Genomic DNA, 17751 nt, shown 5'->3' with positions numbered 1-17751 from the left:
GGTAAATGTACTGGGATGGTCTCTCTCGGAACGACGATCACGGGTAGGTCGCGATACGACGATGGCGGCTAAAAAATCGCTCTTTCCGGGAGACATTTCCGGCACCCGCCCCGCGCGGTCCGTCCCGCTCTCCCATCGGGACGATCCAGATTCCTTTACTACCCACGGTCCCTCCTCCGGGGTAGAGACGAGATGGGACTCACAAAACGCATTATCCCCTGCATCGACGTCGACGTCGACGACGACGGGAATCCGGCGGTGTACACCGGCGTCCACTTCGAGGACCTCGAGTACACCGGCGACCCCGTCGAGATGGCCCGCGAGTACAACGAATCGGGAGCCGACGAGTTCGTTTTCCTCGACATCACCGCGTCGGCGGAGGGCCGAGAGACGATGCTCGACGTCGTCTCGCGGGTGGCCGACGAAGTGTTCATCCCGCTGACCGTCGGCGGCGGCATCCGGACGACCGAGGATATCAAAGAAACGCTCCGAGCGGGCGCGGACAAGGTGTCGATCACGACCGGCGCGCTCGAGCGCCCCGAACTCATCACCGAGGGCGCCCGGGCCTTCGGCAGCCAGTGTATCGTCATCAGCGTCGACGCGAAGCGCCGCTTCGACGAGGGCGGCGAGCACTACGTCGAGGTAGACGGCGAGTCCTGCTGGTTCGAGTGCACCAAGAAGGGCGGCCGCGAGGGGACCGGGATCGACGTCCTCGAGTGGGCCGGGGAAGCCGAATCCCGCGGCGCGGGCGAACTGTTCGTCAACTCCATCGACAAGGACGGCACCAAAGACGGCTACGACGTCCCGCTGACGAAAGCCGTCTGTGACACCGTGGACACGCCGGTGATCGCCTCCTCGGGCTGTGGCGGCCCCGAAGACATGTACGAGGTGTTCACCGAGGCGAACGCCGACGCCGGCCTCGCGGCCTCTATCTTCCACTTCGACGAGTACTCGATCGCGGACGTCAAATCATATCTCGCGGAGCGCGACGTTCCGGTGCGTCTGTAGCCGGCACCACCGGTTGGTCCGGTTTCGTCTCGAGGAACATCGGTCGAAGGCACCTGCCAGCCGTACGTCTATCCGACTCGTCGATGAGCGCTCGAGTATGACGCTCACCGCACAGATCACCGACGTCCATCGGATGACTCCCGACGTGAAGCTGTTCCGTCTCGTCGTCGACGATCACACCTTCGAGTACGAACCGGGACAGCACACGACGATCCACTTCGAGGACGACGGCGAGGAGGTAACCCGACCCTACACGGCGATCGCACAGCCGGGGACGAACAACCTGGTGCTCGCGATCAAACGCTACGACGACGGCACGGCCTCGGTCTACATGCACGAGCGGAGCCCCGGCGACGAGATCGAACTCGAGGCAGTCGACGGCAACCTCCACCTCAGAGATCCCACGCGAGACGCGGTCTTCCTCGCGACGGGGACCGGGATCACGCCGCTGTACCCGATGCTCACCCAGTACGCCCGCGAGGGGGAGGGCCACGCCCGGCTGGTGTTCGGCGAGCGCGACCAGGAACACCTGATCTTCCGGGAGAGCCTCGAGCAGCTCCGGGCGAACAACGCCACTCTTTCGGTCGAGTACGTCGTCTCGGACCCCGAGGACGGCTGGGACGGCCGAACCGGCCACGTCCAGGACCACCTCCCCGAGGCGCTCGAGCCGATCGAGGACTTCGGGGCGGCTGACGCCTACGTCTGTGGCGTTCCGGAGATGGTCGTCGAGACACAGGAGGTGCTCGAAGCGGCGGGGTTCGACGCGGACCGGGTCTTCACCGAGGGCTGGGAGTCCGATGCGACCGACGACTGATCGTCCGTGAACCGGCGACGACGCGAGGAGGCGACCGCTAACCGAATTGAGGTACGCTTATAGCCGCTCGGTCGCCCGGTTCTAGTAGTGACCTGGCGGTGTACCCAGTGCGGTCGGAGCCACGAGGAGAACGACCCTCCGTGTGAAACCTGCGGGAACGACCAGTTCGAACGTCTCGCGGACGGCGAGGCCGGAACCGTCGACACCGCGCCCGCCTACATCTGGGTCTGTCCGAACTGCGGCCGCCAGCACGTCAAGAACTCCCCGCCCTGCTCTCGCTGTGGCAATCCCAGCCTCGAGAAGCGCGAACAGAGCTACGAGGACCTCGGCACCGACCTCGAGGTGCCGGGCTGGCTCGAGGTGGCAAAACCCTACTCGCCGATCATTCTCGTACTGGTGGTCGTGATCGGGCTGTTCGCGACGGGAATCGTTCCGATTTCGGCCATTCCGGGACTCGGCACGCCGACGCCGTCGGACGCTCCCGGCGACGGAACGACGTACCAGGGCATCGACCTCGAGGCGACCGAAGGCGAGGTCCACGAGCGCCTCGAGGCCGAGCGAGCCGAGGCGGGCGCGGGGAGCTACGAGTACGACGGCGGGCTCGCGGCGCTCAGCGAGTACTACAACCGCGAACTGGTGATTGCACACTACGAGGAGACGGACCTCGACCAGGTGCGGGTGCCGCCGGCCAGCGAGTTCGACGCGCCGTGTTCGGAGCCGGCGTCTGCGGTCTTCCCGTCGGGTCCGGAAGCGATAGAGAGCGTCGAGAACGAGGACGAGCTGGCTGAATTAGTCACGGACGCACTGCTCGAGGACCACCGGTCGCTGGTCGTCGATGCGGGATCCGCAGAAGGCCTCGACATCCACGTCGGCGAGGACGGAGCCGTGTTCGTCTACTACGCCGCCTGTTAGGCCGCGGCCTCGAACGCTTCGCGGAACGCGGTCGTCTTCTCGCGGACGTCACGGGCGGCGTCCTCGAGCGCGTCGAGGGGGTCGACGCCGCCTTCGGTCTTGACCGTCAGGATCGGATCGGTCTGGCCACCCGACTGCTCGGGGTTCATGTCGTAGGTGGCGGCGCTCACGTCATCGTGCTCGAGCAGCGCGCCCTTGAGCACGTTCATGAACGTGTGGTCCTCGCCGCTGATCTCGATCGATAGTTCGTCATCGCTACTCTCTGTGACCCGCAGCTCCATATCCTCCTCTGGGTTCGTCGGCCGCTTGTACCTTTCGAAGCCCGTCCTCGAGCGTGCGACGACGATTCCTGAGCGACACGCAATCCCGCCGACGCCGTCTCATTGACAAACGCTATACCGTCCCGTGAGTAGGACATATCATGCGCGTGCTCGCGTGGATACTCACGCTGCTGGTCGTCGTGACCGTCCTCGCGTCGGTCGGTGTCATCCGCCTGCTCGACCGCTCGAGTCGGCGCTGGCGGGACGTCCTGCGGGCGCGGTTCGTTCTGGGTGTTCCGTGGGGAACGCTACTCGTCCTCGGGTTCGTGTTCTGTGTCTACCTGTTCGTCCAGGACGGCATCTCCGATTTCGATAACCCGGTGACGATCCCCTACCGTGCCTGGTCGTACTTCTCGCCGCTGGGGATGGCGACGTCGTCGTTCTCACACGCGAGCTCGAGCCACCTGATCGGCAACCTCACCGGCGCGCTGGTCGTGGCTCCGATCGCGGAGTACGCCTGGGGCCACCACCGGCCCGACGACGCGAGCGGGAACGACTCCTGGTGGACGACCTCCTGGATACGAGCAGTGGTTATCTTTCCGGGGGTCGTCATCGCGATCGGCCTGTTCACGAGTGTGTTCGCCATCGGTCCCGTGATCGGGTTCTCCGGGCTCGTCTTCGCCTTTGCGGGGTTCGCGATCGTGCGGTATCCGATCGCCACCGCGCTGGCGACGCTGGGCGCCCACGGCGTGATCCTGACGCTGTATCGCGCGCTCCAGCAGCCGATCAGCTACTACCAGGCGAGCGCGAGTCCGCCGTCGGCCCCGTCGTGGGCGACGATCGCGATCCAGGGCCACGCGATCGGCTTCCTGCTCGGTTTCGTCCTCGCCGCCGTCGTGTTCCATCGCCGGGGTTATCGCCCGGATCCGCTCGCGCTGTGGCTCGCGCTGTTGTTCTTCGGCTTCTCGAAGTCGCTGTGGGCGATCTACTGGTTCGGCGGCACCGATCTGTACGTCCTCTTCCAGGGGCCGGGGGTCGTCGTCGTCGTCGTGCTCGCCGTCCTGCTCACGCTCGCCGTCACCGCGTCGGAACGGCCGCTGTGGACTCGTCGGCTAATCGCTGCGTCTTCGGTGCCCGCCTCGCTCGAGCGCGCGCTCTCGCTCGGACTGCAGCGCCCAAGCGACGGCACCGAAACCGAACGCTTCGAGCGAATCGCGGCCATCGCGGGGGGCACGCGACGATCGGGCGCCGCTACGAGCCGGTGGACCCTTCGACGGCGCAGCTCCGCACTGGTCGCCGTCGTCGTCGTGCTCGCGCTCATCTCCGGACCGGCGATCCCGGTCAACCTGTTCGTCTACGACGGTGACCACCACTCCGAAGGGACGGTCACCGCGGGGGAGTACACGGTCGGCTACACCGACGGCACCCAGAACCAACTCGTCCCCGCCATCGAAGCCGGGCCGCTCGAGCAGGCGACGTCCCTCGAATCCGCCGGCGTCATCGTCTCGAGTGCGGAACGAAACATCTGGATGGAGGCCATCTCGAGCCAGGGACTGGCGTTTTCCGGCGACTCGACGGTGTACGTCGGCGGCCCCGGCTGGCGGGAGGCGGTCCACGTCGACCGCAAGGGGTGGTCCGCCGCCGGCAACGACAGCGTCTACCAGGTGTGGCTCGAGACCGAAGGCGGCGACGGCCGAACCCTGGCCTACGAGTCCGGCCCCTCCCGGGCCGATCCGACGATCGCCGGTCGAAACGTGACGGTCCACTCCGAGGGCGGCGAGTTCCGACTCGCGGTCACGGCTGCCGGCGGCGAGGAAGCGACCGTCGACTTGCCCGCCGAAAACGAGAGCGTCGACGCGAACGGGCTAACCCTCGAGCGCGACGACGACGCGATCTACGCGATCAGCGACGGCACTCGAGTCGAGGTCGTAAGCGCCGAAACGTACCGCTGATCGCTGCCAGCGGTTTCGCCTCGGGTCGATAGCTGACGATTCACGCCGGCTTGATGTTGCGGTTAACGCGGAACACGTTGTCCGGATCGTATCGTCCCTTGATCTCGACGACTCGGTCGTAGTTACGTCCGTACGTCTCCCGGAGCCGTCCTCGACTTTCGTCGGCGGTCTGGAAGTTGACGTAGTTGCCGGTCGAGAAGGGAGCGAACCGTTCCCAGGCATCCCGAACCCACTCGCGGTGTCGCTCGCCGTCGGGGTCGCCCGGCTCCCACATGCCCGCCGCACCGTAGACGAACCGGGCGTCTCGGTTCCCGACGGCCCCGTCGTCGCGGTCGCGGTCGTTGAGCGCCCCGCCGATGTGCGCGATCACCATCTGGCCGCCCGGGATCGGGTTTTCGGAACCCAGCTCCCGCAGTATCGCCAGGAGTTCGTCCTCGAGTTCGGCGGCGAACTCCGTCTTCCAGTAGTAGTGATTTCCCTTCGGCTGGGTCGCATCCAGGTAGGACTGGATCTCGGTGTAGGGCTGCTCTCGAAGCACGTCGACGATGGGATCGGGAAGCGTCCGGACCGGTGCCAGCGCCTCGTCGACGGCGGCCAGATCGCCGCTGTAGCAGACCGTCATCGCACAGATGCGCCTGCCGTGCCACTCCTCCGGGACGAACGGCGCCGGCGGCGCCCGGCGCATGATCAGAAACGCCGTCAGTTCCCTGGGGGCGGTCGTGGCGAGTTCCCGGTAGGCCGCCAGGATCTCCGCGGCCCGCTCGAAGGGCCAGGCGATGAGTCCGCCGTAAACGGTCGGTCCGACCTCGTGGAGCCGGAACGTGAACGACGTGACGACGCCGAAGTTGTGGCCGGCGCCGCGAACCGCCCAGAAGAGATCCGGGTGTTCATCGCGACTGGCCCGCCGTACCTCGCCGTCGGCGGTGACGATCTCGACCTCGACCAGGTCGTCGACCGTCCAGCCGAACCGCCGGGTCAGGTAGCCGAAGCCGCCGCCGAGGGTTAACCCGGCCAGTCCGACCTCGGAGACGAATCCACAGGTGGTCGCGAGTCCGTGGAGCTGTGTCTCCCGGTCGAGATCGCCGAGCTGACAGCCACCCTGTGCGATGGCGGTCCGCTCGTCCGGATCGACGACGACGCCCCTGAGTCCGGAGAGGTCGATCGTCAGTCCGCCGTCGACCAGCGCCGTGCCCGCGATGTTGTGGCCGCCGCCTCTTACCGAGAGCAGCAGGTCGTGTTCGCGGCCGAACTCGACGGCGGCCACGACGTCTGCCGTCCCCGTCGGCTGGACGACGAGCGCCGGCGTCTTCTCGACCATCCCGTTCCAGGTGCGCGTGGCCGCCTCGTAGCCCGGGTCTTCCGGTGTGATGAGTGGACCCCGTAGCTGTTCGCTGAACGACTCGAGCGCCGCCGCCGATAGCGGAGTCGTGGCTCCGTCTCGAGTCGCGAGGTTCGTTCGGCTCATGTGCCTCGGTCGGATCGCAGGATCGACTGATCGGGAAACGGTTCTCCGGCCGCTGGTTCGGTGTGCGATGTCGGTTTCATGGCTTCGTTCTCGTGGTTTCGATCCCCCGTTTCAGCTGCTCGGTCAGCGGGCTCACTCGCGACGGTTCGGCGCGGGAGGATAGGTCGAACTATTGGATGGCGGCCAGCATCGTCTTACCCCGTGAAAATCTGTCGCCCCCTGAAACCTGTTCACCCGGTGAACAGCAACGGGAGATGAGTTCTTACGCCCCGTCGCTACGCCGGCCGATCGTCGGCCCACTCGATCCGGAACACCTCGGCCGCGAGCGTCCTGGAGTCGTCGGTGTGGAACTCGAAGCGTCGTTCGATCGGAAACTCCGCGCGGAAGGCGTGCGTGACCGCCCCGCCGTGATCGGCCGCGAAGGACTCGACGAACTCCTGGCTCCCCTCGTTGTGGATGGTATAGGAGACGGCCGCGTGCTCCGCCGCGGTTTCGAGAAACGCCCGATCCGCGCCCTCGTTTCCCCGCTGGGCGCCGAACGGCGGGTTCGAGAGCACCGTGAACTCGCCGGACGGTCGGATGGGGAGTCGGGTAACGTCGCCGCGGAGCCACTCGACGGATTCGTGCTCGAGCACACGACGTTCGTTTTCCCGCGCGAGCGTGAGCGCGTCCGCGTCGACGTCGAGTCCGATGACCGGCGACGCGCCGGCGAGGGCGGCGCCGACCGCAAGCATCCCGGTTCCGGTGCCGAGATCGAGCACCGGACGCTCGAGATCGCCCTGGATCGCGGCGAGGTGACAGACGTGGGCGGCGATTTCGGGCGGCGTGAGATACTGCTCGAGCGAGACGTCGGGATCGGCAAAATCAGTGACTGACTCGAGGCGTCGCGCGAGCGTGCGCCGTGACGGCATCGCCGTCTGCTCAGTGCTCGAGGCTAATGGGTGCGTCGAGTTCGAACGCGAGTCCCTCGCGGTCGGCCCGCTCGGCGCAGGCCGCCAGCGCGGGCCGCACCTTCTCGGGGTTCGCGACGTCGTCGGCCTCGACGGTGACCGAGCCGACGCCGAGGAACGCCCCCGCACGCACGTAGGATCGGATACGGTCGACCTCCTGCTGGGTTCCGAGCGAGCAGTCTTCGTCGAAGCAGGCGTCGACCGTCAACCTGGCCGGGAACAGTCCCTCTCGATTCAGTTCGCGTTTGAGATCCCGGAGGTACTCCGGGGCCGTCGACTCGAGGGCGTCGGCCTCGAGTCGAACCGGCGTGACGTCTTCGGGTCGACAGCGTTCGATCGTTCGATCCACACTGGACGGCGAGGTTGCGCTCATACTATGGCATACACATGCCGCATACAAAAGCTTTAGCAAATGCATAATAGTAATACCCCGGCGGTGCGCCGAGCCGAAACCGGGTGACTACGAACGGGTGTGTCGTGGTATCGCCCGCCGGTGAGTGAATCGCATACAGTTAAGAACGTTCGATGACAGATACGGCTATGGACGACTGCCCACGCTGTGGCTCCTCGCTCGAGCGGCTCGAGCTGGGCGACGTCGCGACCATCGCGTGCAACCGCTGTGGGTTCGCGGACGTGCCCGTCGACCACGAGAGCGAGCATCCGACCCTCGAGTCGTGGCGGGACGCCTTCAGCCGGTTTTACGACGAGTAACCGCTCCCGGCCGTCGGGACCCCCTCGCGTAGGCCACCAGCGAGCCGGCTCGAGGCCGTCGCTTCTCGGTCACAGCGTCGCAAAAAAGTCTCAGCTAGATTACTCGGCGGCGGCGGCTTCGACTTCTTCTTCCTCGTGATCGACGTCCTCGTCCGAGCGGGCGGCGACGAGGCCACCGCGTGCCACGCTGTACAGCGGCTCGTTCGCGTGGGAGACGCCGCTGATCGAGAACGGAATGTTCGCGTCCTCCAGGTGGTCACGGAACAGCGCCTCGAAGCCGCTCGGGCTCGAGGTGCCACCGGTGACGACGACGGGGACATCGAGACCCTCCTCGATATCCTCCTCGTCGACCTCCGCGACGATGTTCTCGATGACGTAGTCGAGCAGGTTCTCGTAGTAGATCGAGAGCGCACCCTCGACGCCGCCGACGTCGGTCGTGAAGTCGAGTTCGAAGTCGTCCTCCTTGATGGAGGTGACCTTGTCAACCGGCGTCCCCGTCGCGCGAGCGGCCTGCTCGTCGACCCAGTCGCCACCGCGGGCGACGGAGAACTTCATGACCGGCACCGCGTAGTAGGAGAGACAGACGTTCGTCATCCCCGCACCGAAGCTGATACCGAGTCCGGTGAAGTTGTTGTCGGCGAGTTCGGAGTAGATGACGGACATCCCCTCGTTGATCGGCTCCGCGTCGTAGCCCATGTCGTTGAGGAACGACTCGATCGTCTTCTGGTGGTACAGCGTGGAGAGGTCGTCGTCGATCGGGTCCGCCGGCGTCGAGAAGTACAGCTTCTCGTCCGGATAGGCGGGTTCACCGACGACCTGCTCGATGATGAGTTTCATCATCGGAATCGCGCTCTTCTCGTCGGCCGAGAGAATGCCGTGTTTCATCGGCCGGCGGGTTTCCTTGTTGAAGATGTTCGCGAAGTTCAGCGCGTCGTCGCCAACGACGTACACCTTGTCATCCTTGCGGATGTGGAGGACTTCGCTGCGCGAGAGCATCTGCTCTGCCATGTCGGAGTACTCGATCTCGACGAATGAGTTTCGTTGCTGGACGAATACTGTGTCATTACCGTCCTGTTGTGCCGACAGGATGTTCATCGTGCCGACGTCTAGGCCCTTAGCCATATTTGGGGAAGGTTTCTACCGGATTATAAAACTATGCGTAAAGTGAGACTGTTTATATATACTACTGCCAATCACCGTCGGCGCTCGCTGACTACCGGCGATCGAACGCCGCCCGAACGCGGGAGAGGAGACGCTCGAGCGGCCGTCGGATCGCGTCGCCGCGGCCCGCTTCCGCGAGCGATTCAGCCTCCTCGCGCCGTTTCTGCTCTCTGAGTTCCTTCAACTTCGCGGTCTGGTCGTCGACGGTCGAACTCGAGGTTTCCGTCTTCGTCTCGCCGCCTTTGAGTCCCTTGAGACCGGCGACCTGTGCGTCGACGCCGCTCGAGCGGGTGGTCTTCGCCTCGACGTTGATGTCGGCGCCGTCGAACTCGTGTTCGGAGAACGTGAGCCGCTTGTGTTCGGTTTCCTCGACGCCGCCCCAGGAGAGTTCGACGCCCTCCATCGCGTCGTCGATGTCACCGCGGATCTCCTCGTCGGAGTAGTGTTCTTCGTCCTCCTCGTCAGCCTCCGATTCGATGGCCTCGACCGTGCGGGCCATGTCGAGGTAGTGGGCGATGAGCGCCGCACCCGTCGAAGCGGTGATTCCCGTCAGTCCGACCGCGTAGACGGCGACGACGTGAACCGTGCTGAACGCGGCTTCGCCGCTCTCGTAGAAGTTCCAGTCCGAGGGGTACAGCACCCAGAAGCCGGCGACGGCGACGACGGCGACGCAGACGCCTGCGACCGACGTGATCTGGACGCGTCGCTCCGCGGGCAACAGCGTGACGATACCGAGCATCGTCGCCGGGAGCGAGAGCATTCCGAGCGCGTACGCCGGTCGCGCCCACGCGAAGAACTCGCTCGAGCGGGGCGGCTGCGTGCTGCTCCAGAGGAACAGCGAGAGCGCCACGATTGCGAGACCGATACCACCGAGAAACAGCCCGAACCCGAGATAGACGTCCGTTCGACCGTCGGGTTCGCCGATGTACTGGCGATAAAGGTCGAACAGGTATCCATCCGACTGCGACTCCGAGGACATTACCCCCCTCGTTTACACCGGAGTAACATGACTTTTTGGACGAACAACCGGCCGCATTAAGTATCCATCAGAAAACATCGTCTCTCGGACCGGTCGATCCGATACCGCTGCAGCACTCGCCGTCGAGTGGGTGACGATGGATTCAGGCGCCGAGGATCCCGAGTTCCTCGGCGGCGCCCATCATCGCGAACACGACCACGAGTCCGATCGTGATCACGTAGTAGACTTTCCACTTCGTCGACGGCCGGAACGCCTCCGGCAGGCGCTTTTCGACGACGTACCAGTTCGCCGGATAGAAGAACACCTCGAAGATGACCAGCAGCACCGAGATCCAGAGGATGAGCGTCACCGGCAGCGTGCCGATGACGGCGATCGGGATCAGGCTCCCGACGCCCATACCGACGACGACGAACCGGCGGATGCGTTCGCTGTTGAGATCGTCGTTCTCGAGCGCGAGCGGCAGGATGTCCGCCGTCGCCCGCGAGGCTCCGTCGAGGAGGGTGATAACCGTCGAGTACAGCGCGGCGAACGCACAGACCAGCATCGCCCAGAACGACCACGGACCGAAGGAGTCGCTCAGGATCTCCCCGAGAACGAACGCGAGGTTCTCGTCGGTCGGTGGGTTCGGGTACAGCACGTTCGCCGCGAGGACCACCATACTGAGTATGATGACGAGACTGAACCCGTAGCCGATGTTGAAATCCCGACGGCCGGTCTTGATCCAGGCGGCGATGTAGTCGTGGTACCGCTCGTCGTTCGGATCGATTCCTTCCCTGCGAAGCGCGCGAGCGCCCTGTTCTTTGGCCATCGACCAGCTACCGATGAGGATGCTCGTACTGTGGCCCGTCGGGGCGAATCCGGCCGCGGCCGCGAACAGACCGACGAACAGCGCGAGCGATGTCCCCTCCGGCAGACCGGTCGCCGTTTCGGCGATCACGCCCGTCGACGGCGGGCCGAACAGCACGCCCAGGACGATGAGGCCGCCGAGAATCGCGGTGAACACCTTGAGGACGTTCTCGAGCAGCCCGTACCGCGAGAACAGGACGAGTCCGACGGCGACTGCGAGCAGAATGACGTAGGCCGACAGTGCGTCGAGCGGGGTCAACGCCGCCGCGAGCGCGGCCGTACCGAAGCCGACTGCGGCCGTAATACCGGTGTAGAGCACCGTGAAGATAAATACGGAGACCCACATCGCCCAGTTCTTCGGTCCGGGCAGGTCGCCGTACGCCTCGACGGGATTGCCGCCGACACCGTAGGTGTACCGGATGCCGAGCTCCCAGCCGCCGTACTTCGCGACGTAGATCAGCAGGAAGATCCACACCGCGAAGATACCGAAAAAGCCGCCGAGGGTGGGCGCGAGGATGATGTGACTCCCGCCGATGCTGATCAGCGCCCACAGCATGGACGGCCCGAAGTGCTCCCTGAAGAAGCCGGTCCACGATTCGGCCGGATACTCGAGTTGCTCCTCGCTCACCTGTGCCATGGTCCCTCCGTTCCCCGCCGCCTGCTCCGACTAATTCGTCGATTACTCCCCTGCGTATAGTTCGTATGTGGCATGCCAACAGTCCCACCGAGGAACGAGTGGTACCTAAAACTATGTGACTTCAGCGGCGACCGGCGCTTCATTTCGTGACATCCCTCTGGCGCGTCGCGGTCCTCCGCGGCGAGGCGGCGCTCGATCGTCCGCTTCTGTCCCAACGGACCGGCGATGAAGGTATGACGTGTGAGTCACAACCACTCTACCAGATGGCCACCGAGACACGACAGCGATTCACCGAGGCCCTGGACTCACTCGAGGTGTCGTCGGCGTTCGTGACGGCCGCCGATCTGCCCGCCCATCTCGGGCGGGTGAGTACCGAACCGGCCGTCGGCGTCCCGCTCCCGTTCGCACCGGACGCCCTCGAGGCGGCGGGGATCGACGCCGAGCCGACGCCGAGCGCGCTCGAGGCGGCCGAGACGGGCGTCACGTCCGCTCGGTTCGCCGTCGCGGAGTACGGAACGGTTGCGATTCCCTCGACCCCCGCCGGCGAGGGACCCGTGAGCCTCTACCCGCCGAGACACGTCGCCGTCGTCGCCGAGAGCGACGTCTACGACGGGGTCGGCGACGCGTTCGATCGGCTCGAAACCGAGTTCGCCGACGGCGCCGACAGCGTCGTGTTCGCCACCGGCGTGAGCGCGACCGCCGACATGGGCGAACTGGTCGAGGGAGTCCACGGCCCCCGCGAGGTCCACGTCGTCGTGGTGACCGACCGATGAGCCCCGGCGACGCCGACCGCGCGGCGGAGATTCGCACCGTCCTCGAGGTCGACGGCCCGGCGGTCTCGGAGAACGCGTCGCTGCTCAACGAGAAACGCTACGAGGCGATCGACTCGTTTCCGGCCTACGACCAGCTCCGGACGGAGGCCCGAGGAATCAAGGAGGACGCGATTTCGCGGCTGCCGGAGCTGATCGAACGGGTCACCGAAGCGGTCGAGGACAACGGCGGCGCGGTCTACCTGGCCGACGATGCGGCCGACGCGAACGCCTACATCGAGTCCGTCGCCGCGGACCGGGGCGTCGAGTCGGTGGTCAAGAGCAAGTCGATGACCACCGAGGAGATCGAGGTCAACCATCACCTCGAGTCTCGCGGGATCGACGTCTGGGAAACCGACCTGGGAGAGTTCGTCCTGCAGGTCGCCGACGAGGCGCCGAGCCACCTCGTCGGGCCGGCGATGCACAAGTCCCGCGCGGAGATCGCGGCGCTGTTCAACGGCCACTTCGAGCCAGAAGAGCCCCTCGAGACCGCCGAAGAGCTGACACGGTTCGCCCGGGATTACCTGGGCGACCGGATTCGCGGGGCGGATCTGGGCATGACCGGCGCGAACTTCGTGCTCGCCGATTCGGGAACGATTGCGCTCGTGACGAACGAGGGAAACGCCAGAAAGTGCGCGGTGACGCCCGACACCCACGTCGCCGTCGCGGGCGTCGAGAAGCTGCTTCCGTCGGTGACGGAACTCGAGCCGTTCGTCGAACTCATCGCGCGGGCCGCGACCGGTCAGCCGATCGCCCAGTACGTCTCGATGCTCACGCCGCCGACCGAGAGCCCGACGCTCGATTTCGATATCGACGAGACGGGGGCGGGCGAGCGCGAGTTCCACCTCGTTCTGCTCGACAACGGTCGATTCGACCTGCGCGAGGACGAGGAGCTCCGGGAGACGCTGTACTGCATCCGCTGTGGGGCGTGTGCGAACTCGTGTGCGAACTTCCAGTCGGTCGGCGGCCACGCCTTCGGCGGCGAGACCTACACCGGCGGGATCGCCACCGGCTGGGAGGCAGCCGTTCACGGGGCGGAGAGCGTGTCGGAGTTTAACGACCTCTGTACGGGCTGTACCCGCTGTGTGAACGCCTGCCCCGTCGAGATCGACATCCCGTGGATCAACACGGTGGTTCGCGACCGCCTGAACCGGGGGCAGGATCCGGGTCGGTTCGATCACCTCGTCGACGGGCTCCTCCCCGACGAGGAATCACCGGGATTCACGCTCCAGAAGCGCCTGTTCGGGAACTTCGAGACGCTGGCACGAGTCGGCTCGGCGACCGCGCCGATTTCAAACCGGCTGGTCTCGAGCCGACCGGTGCGCGCGTTTCTCGAGCGGAGTGCCGGGATCGATCGACGCCGCGACCTGCCGACGTTCGCGCGCGAGTCGTTCGTCGACTGGTTCGACGACCGCGGCGGCTCGCAGGTCGCTCCCGGGGACGCAACCCGCGAGGCCGTCGTCTACCCCGATACGTACACCAACTACCTCTCGCCGGAACGCGGGAAGGCAACGGTTCGCGCCCTCGAGTCCCTCGGCGCTGCCGTCCGGGTGCCGCCGGTCGGCGAGAGTGGCCGGGCGCCGCTGTCACAGGGGATGGTCGAGTCGGCCCGTGCACGTGCGAAGGACGTATACGGAACCCTCTCCCACCACGTCGATGCCGGCCGCGACGTCGTGATCGCCGAGCCCTCCGATCACGCGATGATCCACCGCGAGTACGAGCGCCTGCTCCCCGAAGAGTCCGCAAGTCGACTGCGGGAGTCGAGCTACGACGTCATGGAGTACGTCTACGGGTTGCTCGAGAACGGCGCCGACGCCGGCGCGCTGCGCTCGAGCGACGGTGAACCGGTCGCTTACCACGGCCACTGCCAGGGGCGCACCCTGGGTACCGACGCCTACGCGGTCGCCGTCCTCGAGCGCCTGGGCTACGAGGTTCGGACCTCAAACGCCGAGTGCTGCGGGATGGCCGGGAGCTTCGGCTACAAGCGCGCCTACTACGAGTTGAGCATGGACGTCGGCGACCCCCTCGCAGACTCGTTCGCTGATGCCGAGACGGTGCTCGCGAGCGGGACCTCCTGCGGAGAGCAACTCGAGGCGCTGCTCGATCGGCCGACAGCCCACCCGATCGAGTACGTGGCACCGCGTTGACTCACCGCAGTCGGCCGCTCTCGAGCGTGAAAACACGAGCTCGGTTCCCGAGGCGCTGAACCGACGCGTAGCGTAGAGACGGCAGTCAGCACAGGTAATGCCGCCACAGATAGCCGATTAATTCAGAGTAATACTTATAGATACGTAGTAATGATACTGCCCCGTGACAGAGATAATAACCGTCTCTAATTTCAGGGTAAAAGCCTCGAATCGGCCAATAGGCTGCGAACCAGGAGCCACACGAACGGGGATGAACGGCTGATGACCGGGGATTCGAGCGACGACGGACGCGGGATGAACAGACGTACCGCACTGAAGGTCGCGGGAGCGGTCGGACTGGGGACGGCGCTCTCCGGATCGGCGATCGCGGACGACGGTTCTGGGGCTTCCGAACCGCTCGAGCCGGGGACGGCGCCGCCGTGGGACGACGCGGACGCTGGTGCTGATCGGTGGGCGACCGACCGCTGGTTTATCGAGTTCGCGTCCCCGCCGTCTGTCCGGGGAGGAACACCGCCCGAACACGCGAACGAACGGGCACGGTTGCGTACGGAGGCGAGCGCCGAGAACGTCGATTTCGGCGAGCGGCGCGACTTCAGGACGCTGTGGAACGGGCTTTCGGTGGACGCCGACGTCGTCGACGCCTACGGGATGAGCGGACTCGACAGCGTCGAGGCGGTGTATCCGGTGGCGCTCATCGAGCACCCCACTCCCGCAGACGCCGAACCGGAACTCGAGACGGCGCTCGGAATGACCGGCGCCGACCACGCACAGCTGGAGCTTGGATACGACGGCGTGGGAACCAGCATCGCCATCATCGACTCTGGAATCGACTACAACCATCCCGACCTCGGCGGCGCCGGGGACCCCGGTACCGTGATCGAGGCCGACGCGGACCGAACCTTCGACCATCCGCGGATAAGCCACGGCTGGGACTACGTGGGCGACCATCCGGAAGAAGACGGCCCCAACCCCGACCCGATGGACGACTCGAGCGGGCACGGCACGCACGTCGCCGGCATCGCCGCCGCCAACGCTGCCGACGAGGGCGGCGCGACCGGCGTGGCTCCGGAAGCAACGCTCGGTGCGTACAAGGTGTTCCCCGAGTCCGGTGGGACGACGGCCGACGTCATCGTCGAGGCGATGGAGGACGCCTACGAGGACGGGATGGACGTCGTGAACATGTCGCTGGGCGCGAGCCTGACCTGGGGCCAGGAGTACCCGACGACGGCCGCGAGCAACGAACTCGCCGACCAGGGTGTCGTCGTCGTCAACTCCGCCGGCAACGACGGCGATCTGGGGACGTGGAGTCTGAGCGCGCCGGCGAACGCTCACGACATCATCAGCGTCGCCAGCGCCGAAAACGAGTTCATCCAGGCAGCCGGCTTCGAGGTCGACGAACTCGAGGAACCCATCCCGTACGATCCCCTCACCGGGGCCGAGAACCCGCCGACCGAAGGAGAATCGGCCCCGCTGGCATTACCCTCGCTGTCCGAGGAAGGTGGCGAGGAGGGGTACTTCGGCTGTGCGGCTGAAGACTTCGCGGAGTTCCCAGACGGTCACGTCGCCCTCATCCAGCGGGGTCACTGTAGTTTCGCCGATAAGTACCTGAACGCGGCCGACGCCGGCGCGACGGGCGTCGTAATCTACAACGACATTCCGGGACTGTTCTCCGGGACGATCAACGAGGCGGGCGTCGAGGGCGTCTGGGGCGTGGGTACCACGAACGAGGCGGGAACTGCGCTCGTCGACCTGCTCGAGGGCGGTCAGGAGGTGACGCTCGACTTCACCGACGAAACCATTTCGGTCGTCAATCCGGACGGTGGTTTACTCTCCGATTTCACCGCCTACGGCCAGGACGTCGAACTCGCGTTCGGACCGAGCATCACGGCCCCGGGCGGACAGATCACGTCGACGTATCCGCTGGAGATGGGCGAGTACTCGACGTCGTCCGGGACGTCGATGTCGGCCCCCCACGTCGCCGGTGCCGTCGCGTTGCTGCTGGAGGCCGAGTCCGGCCTCGATCCCTTCGACGTTCGCGATCGGCTCCAGAACACCGCGGAGCCGCTGCCGTGGTCGCTCAACCCCGACTCCGGACTCGATCACTCGTTCCGGCAGGGTGCCGGGATGCTCCGGATCGACGAGGCGCTCGAGGCGAGCCAGCGAGTCGAACCCGGCCAGATCGCGGCCGGAGACGGTGACGGAACGTCGGCAACCGTAACTGTGCACAACGCAAGCGACGAGGCCGTCGAGTACGCGATCGGACACGAAGCGACGCTTCGGACCGCGTTCAGCCCGTTCGCGCCGACGTTCTACGGGCCGGGGAGCGAGCTAGAAGCTCCGGACACCGTCACGGTTCCGGCCGGGGACTCGAGCGACATCGACGTGACCATCAGTCCGCCGCCGTTCGAGTACGAAAACCACCAGTACGGTGGCTACGTTACGCTGACGCCCGAGACCGACGACGCTCCCACGCTGCGGGTTCCGTACGCTGGTTACGAAGGAGACTACCAGGAGCTCGAACTGTTCGGCTACCACACCAGCGACGACGGCTTCCTCGAGCGCGAACCCGACTTGCGGCGGATCGTCTACGACGAGGACGGTGACGCCGACGGCTACGAGCCGGTTGAACCGGGCCACGAGTTCACACTCGCTGAAGACGATCTTCCGGTCGTCACGGCGTTCTTCGGCCACTATCCCCAGGAGATGCGGATGTACGCCGTCGACCAGGATCGCGAGCGGGAGTACGTCGTGATGGAGGATCGGTACCTGTCGCGCAACTCGGCGTCGAACACCTTCTACGCGTTCCCGTGGCCGAGAACCACGCAGGCGGGTCGAAGCGACAACCTTCGCCCGGTTCCGAGCGGTACGTACACCCTGCGAGTGGAGGCGCTGCGCGCGCTCGGCGACCCGGAGAACGAAGACCACTGGGACACCTGGGAGTCCCCGGAGTTCGAACTGGACAGCCGAGGCCAGGGTCGAGGAAACCAGGGAGTCGATCGAAGCCGTTCCCCCGCCAGCCCCGCTCGCGGGCCGTAGTACTCGACTCACTCGTTTTCGCGTCTGGAGGGGAAACTCCTCGCGGACTACTCGTCCTGGCGCC

Annotated in this window: 15 protein-coding genes; 8 read left to right on the top strand and 7 right to left on the bottom strand. The window is 65.9% G+C overall.

Annotated elements, in window-relative coordinates:
- Positions 1–192 precede the first annotated feature (192 nt).
- The 3 genes from hisF (at position 193) to AC6I6S_RS00415 (ending at position 2734) form a co-directional block, all read left to right on the top strand.
- Positions 193–1008: an imidazole glycerol phosphate synthase subunit HisF gene (gene hisF / locus AC6I6S_RS00425; RefSeq protein WP_497947740.1), complete on the top strand. Its 816-nt coding sequence runs from the start codon at positions 193–195 to the stop codon at positions 1006–1008.
- A gap of 97 nt (positions 1009–1105) precedes the next feature.
- On the top strand, positions 1106–1822 hold the full coding sequence (locus AC6I6S_RS00420; RefSeq protein ID WP_497947739.1) for a ferredoxin--NADP reductase: 717 nt from the start codon (positions 1106–1108) through the stop codon (positions 1820–1822).
- A gap of 87 nt (positions 1823–1909) precedes the next feature.
- The gene (locus AC6I6S_RS00415) at positions 1910–2734 is read left to right on the top strand and encodes a hypothetical protein (protein ID WP_497947738.1); all 825 of its coding nucleotides are present in this window, start codon (positions 1910–1912) and stop codon (positions 2732–2734) included.
- On the opposite strand, the gene AC6I6S_RS00410 is transcribed toward AC6I6S_RS00415, so the two are convergent.
- Entirely contained in the window at positions 2731–3015 is a 285-nt protein-coding gene (locus AC6I6S_RS00410; RefSeq protein WP_497947737.1) for a DNA-directed RNA polymerase subunit L, read from the bottom strand. The genes AC6I6S_RS00415 and AC6I6S_RS00410 overlap by 4 nt on opposite strands.
- Before the next feature lie 140 nt (positions 3016–3155).
- Between AC6I6S_RS00410 and AC6I6S_RS00405 the strand changes: the two genes are divergently transcribed.
- Entirely contained in the window at positions 3156–4946 is a 1791-nt protein-coding gene (locus tag AC6I6S_RS00405; RefSeq protein ID WP_497947736.1) for a rhomboid family intramembrane serine protease, read from the top strand.
- 40 nt (positions 4947–4986) lie between these two features.
- Here the strand turns inward: AC6I6S_RS00405 and AC6I6S_RS00400 are convergent, their stop codons facing one another.
- The 3 genes from AC6I6S_RS00400 to AC6I6S_RS00390 all read right to left on the bottom strand — a co-directional run bounded on the left by AC6I6S_RS00400 (position 4987) and on the right by AC6I6S_RS00390 (position 7734).
- On the bottom strand, positions 4987–6411 hold the full coding sequence (locus AC6I6S_RS00400) for an FAD-binding oxidoreductase (protein WP_497947735.1): 1425 nt from the start codon (positions 6409–6411) through the stop codon (positions 4987–4989).
- 275 nt (positions 6412–6686) lie between these two features.
- Positions 6687–7322 (bottom strand): METTL5 family protein, encoded by a 636-nt coding sequence (locus AC6I6S_RS00395; protein WP_497947734.1) that lies wholly within the window; start codon positions 7320–7322, stop codon positions 6687–6689.
- Positions 7323–7332: 10 nt separating this feature from the next.
- Complete coding sequence (locus AC6I6S_RS00390) at positions 7333–7734, bottom strand: DUF7961 family protein (protein WP_497947733.1); 402 nt, start codon at positions 7732–7734, stop codon at positions 7333–7335.
- 167 nt (positions 7735–7901) lie between these two features.
- On the opposite strand from AC6I6S_RS00390, the gene AC6I6S_RS00385 reads away from it, so the two are divergent.
- Positions 7902–8072: a hypothetical protein gene (locus AC6I6S_RS00385; protein ID WP_497947732.1), complete on the top strand. Its 171-nt coding sequence runs from the start codon at positions 7902–7904 to the stop codon at positions 8070–8072.
- A gap of 99 nt (positions 8073–8171) precedes the next feature.
- On the opposite strand, the gene AC6I6S_RS00380 is transcribed toward AC6I6S_RS00385, so the two are convergent.
- The 3 genes from AC6I6S_RS00380 to AC6I6S_RS00370 all read right to left on the bottom strand — a co-directional run bounded on the left by AC6I6S_RS00380 (position 8172) and on the right by AC6I6S_RS00370 (position 11695).
- A complete protein-coding gene (locus tag AC6I6S_RS00380; protein WP_497947731.1) occupies positions 8172–9194 on the bottom strand; it encodes a disk-shape morphogenesis protein volactin in 1023 nt (340 codons plus the stop codon).
- Between the two features lie 91 nt (positions 9195–9285).
- Complete coding sequence (locus AC6I6S_RS00375) at positions 9286–10212, bottom strand: cell division protein CdpA domain-containing protein (RefSeq protein WP_497947729.1); 927 nt, start codon at positions 10210–10212, stop codon at positions 9286–9288.
- A gap of 142 nt (positions 10213–10354) precedes the next feature.
- Complete coding sequence (locus tag AC6I6S_RS00370) at positions 10355–11695, bottom strand: Nramp family divalent metal transporter (RefSeq protein WP_497947728.1); 1341 nt, start codon at positions 11693–11695, stop codon at positions 10355–10357.
- A 263-nt stretch (positions 11696–11958) separates the two neighbouring features.
- Here AC6I6S_RS00370 and AC6I6S_RS00365 point away from each other — a divergent pair, with 263 nt between their 5' ends.
- The 3 genes from AC6I6S_RS00365 (at position 11959) to AC6I6S_RS00355 (ending at position 17687) form a co-directional block, all read left to right on the top strand.
- A complete protein-coding gene (locus AC6I6S_RS00365; RefSeq protein ID WP_497947727.1) occupies positions 11959–12468 on the top strand; it encodes an LUD domain-containing protein in 510 nt (169 codons plus the stop codon).
- Complete coding sequence (locus tag AC6I6S_RS00360) at positions 12465–14651, top strand: LUD domain-containing protein (RefSeq protein WP_497947726.1); 2187 nt, start codon at positions 12465–12467, stop codon at positions 14649–14651. Before AC6I6S_RS00365 ends, AC6I6S_RS00360 begins: the two co-directional genes overlap by 4 nt.
- A 261-nt stretch (positions 14652–14912) precedes the next feature.
- Positions 14913–17687 (top strand): S8 family serine peptidase, encoded by a 2775-nt coding sequence (locus AC6I6S_RS00355; RefSeq protein ID WP_497947725.1) that lies wholly within the window; start codon positions 14913–14915, stop codon positions 17685–17687.
- Positions 17688–17751: the final 64 nt, after the last annotated feature.

Source organism: Natrononativus sp. DTA114 (genome assembly GCF_059736515.1).
This window is presented reverse-complemented; position numbering and strand designations above follow the sequence as displayed.

Bases quoted from the DNA above. Each gene is read 5' to 3' on its own strand.
- hisF (WP_497947740.1), top strand. From the start codon at position 193: ATGGGACTCACAAAACGCATTATCCCCTGCATCGACGTCGACGTCGAC.
- AC6I6S_RS00385 (WP_497947732.1), top strand. From the start codon at position 7,902: ATGGACGACTGCCCACGCTGTGGCTCCTCGCTCGAGCGGCTCGAGCTG.
- AC6I6S_RS00390 (WP_497947733.1), bottom strand. From the start codon at position 7,734: ATGAGCGCAACCTCGCCGTCCAGTGTGGATCGAACGATCGAACGCTGT.
- AC6I6S_RS00380 (WP_497947731.1), bottom strand. From the start codon at position 9,194: ATGGCTAAGGGCCTAGACGTCGGCACGATGAACATCCTGTCGGCACAA.
- AC6I6S_RS00420 (WP_497947739.1), top strand. From the start codon at position 1,106: ATGACGCTCACCGCACAGATCACCGACGTCCATCGGATGACTCCCGAC.
- AC6I6S_RS00370 (WP_497947728.1), bottom strand. From the start codon at position 11,695: ATGGCACAGGTGAGCGAGGAGCAACTCGAGTATCCGGCCGAATCGTGG.
- AC6I6S_RS00355 (WP_497947725.1), top strand. From the start codon at position 14,913: ATGACCGGGGATTCGAGCGACGACGGACGCGGGATGAACAGACGTACC.
- AC6I6S_RS00400 (WP_497947735.1), bottom strand. From the start codon at position 6,411: ATGAGCCGAACGAACCTCGCGACTCGAGACGGAGCCACGACTCCGCTA.
- AC6I6S_RS00365 (WP_497947727.1), top strand. From the start codon at position 11,959: ATGGCCACCGAGACACGACAGCGATTCACCGAGGCCCTGGACTCACTC.
- AC6I6S_RS00360 (WP_497947726.1), top strand. From the start codon at position 12,465: ATGAGCCCCGGCGACGCCGACCGCGCGGCGGAGATTCGCACCGTCCTC.
- AC6I6S_RS00375 (WP_497947729.1), bottom strand. From the start codon at position 10,212: ATGTCCTCGGAGTCGCAGTCGGATGGATACCTGTTCGACCTTTATCGC.
- AC6I6S_RS00410 (WP_497947737.1), bottom strand. From the start codon at position 3,015: ATGGAGCTGCGGGTCACAGAGAGTAGCGATGACGAACTATCGATCGAG.
- AC6I6S_RS00395 (WP_497947734.1), bottom strand. From the start codon at position 7,322: ATGCCGTCACGGCGCACGCTCGCGCGACGCCTCGAGTCAGTCACTGAT.
- AC6I6S_RS00405 (WP_497947736.1), top strand. From the start codon at position 3,156: ATGCGCGTGCTCGCGTGGATACTCACGCTGCTGGTCGTCGTGACCGTC.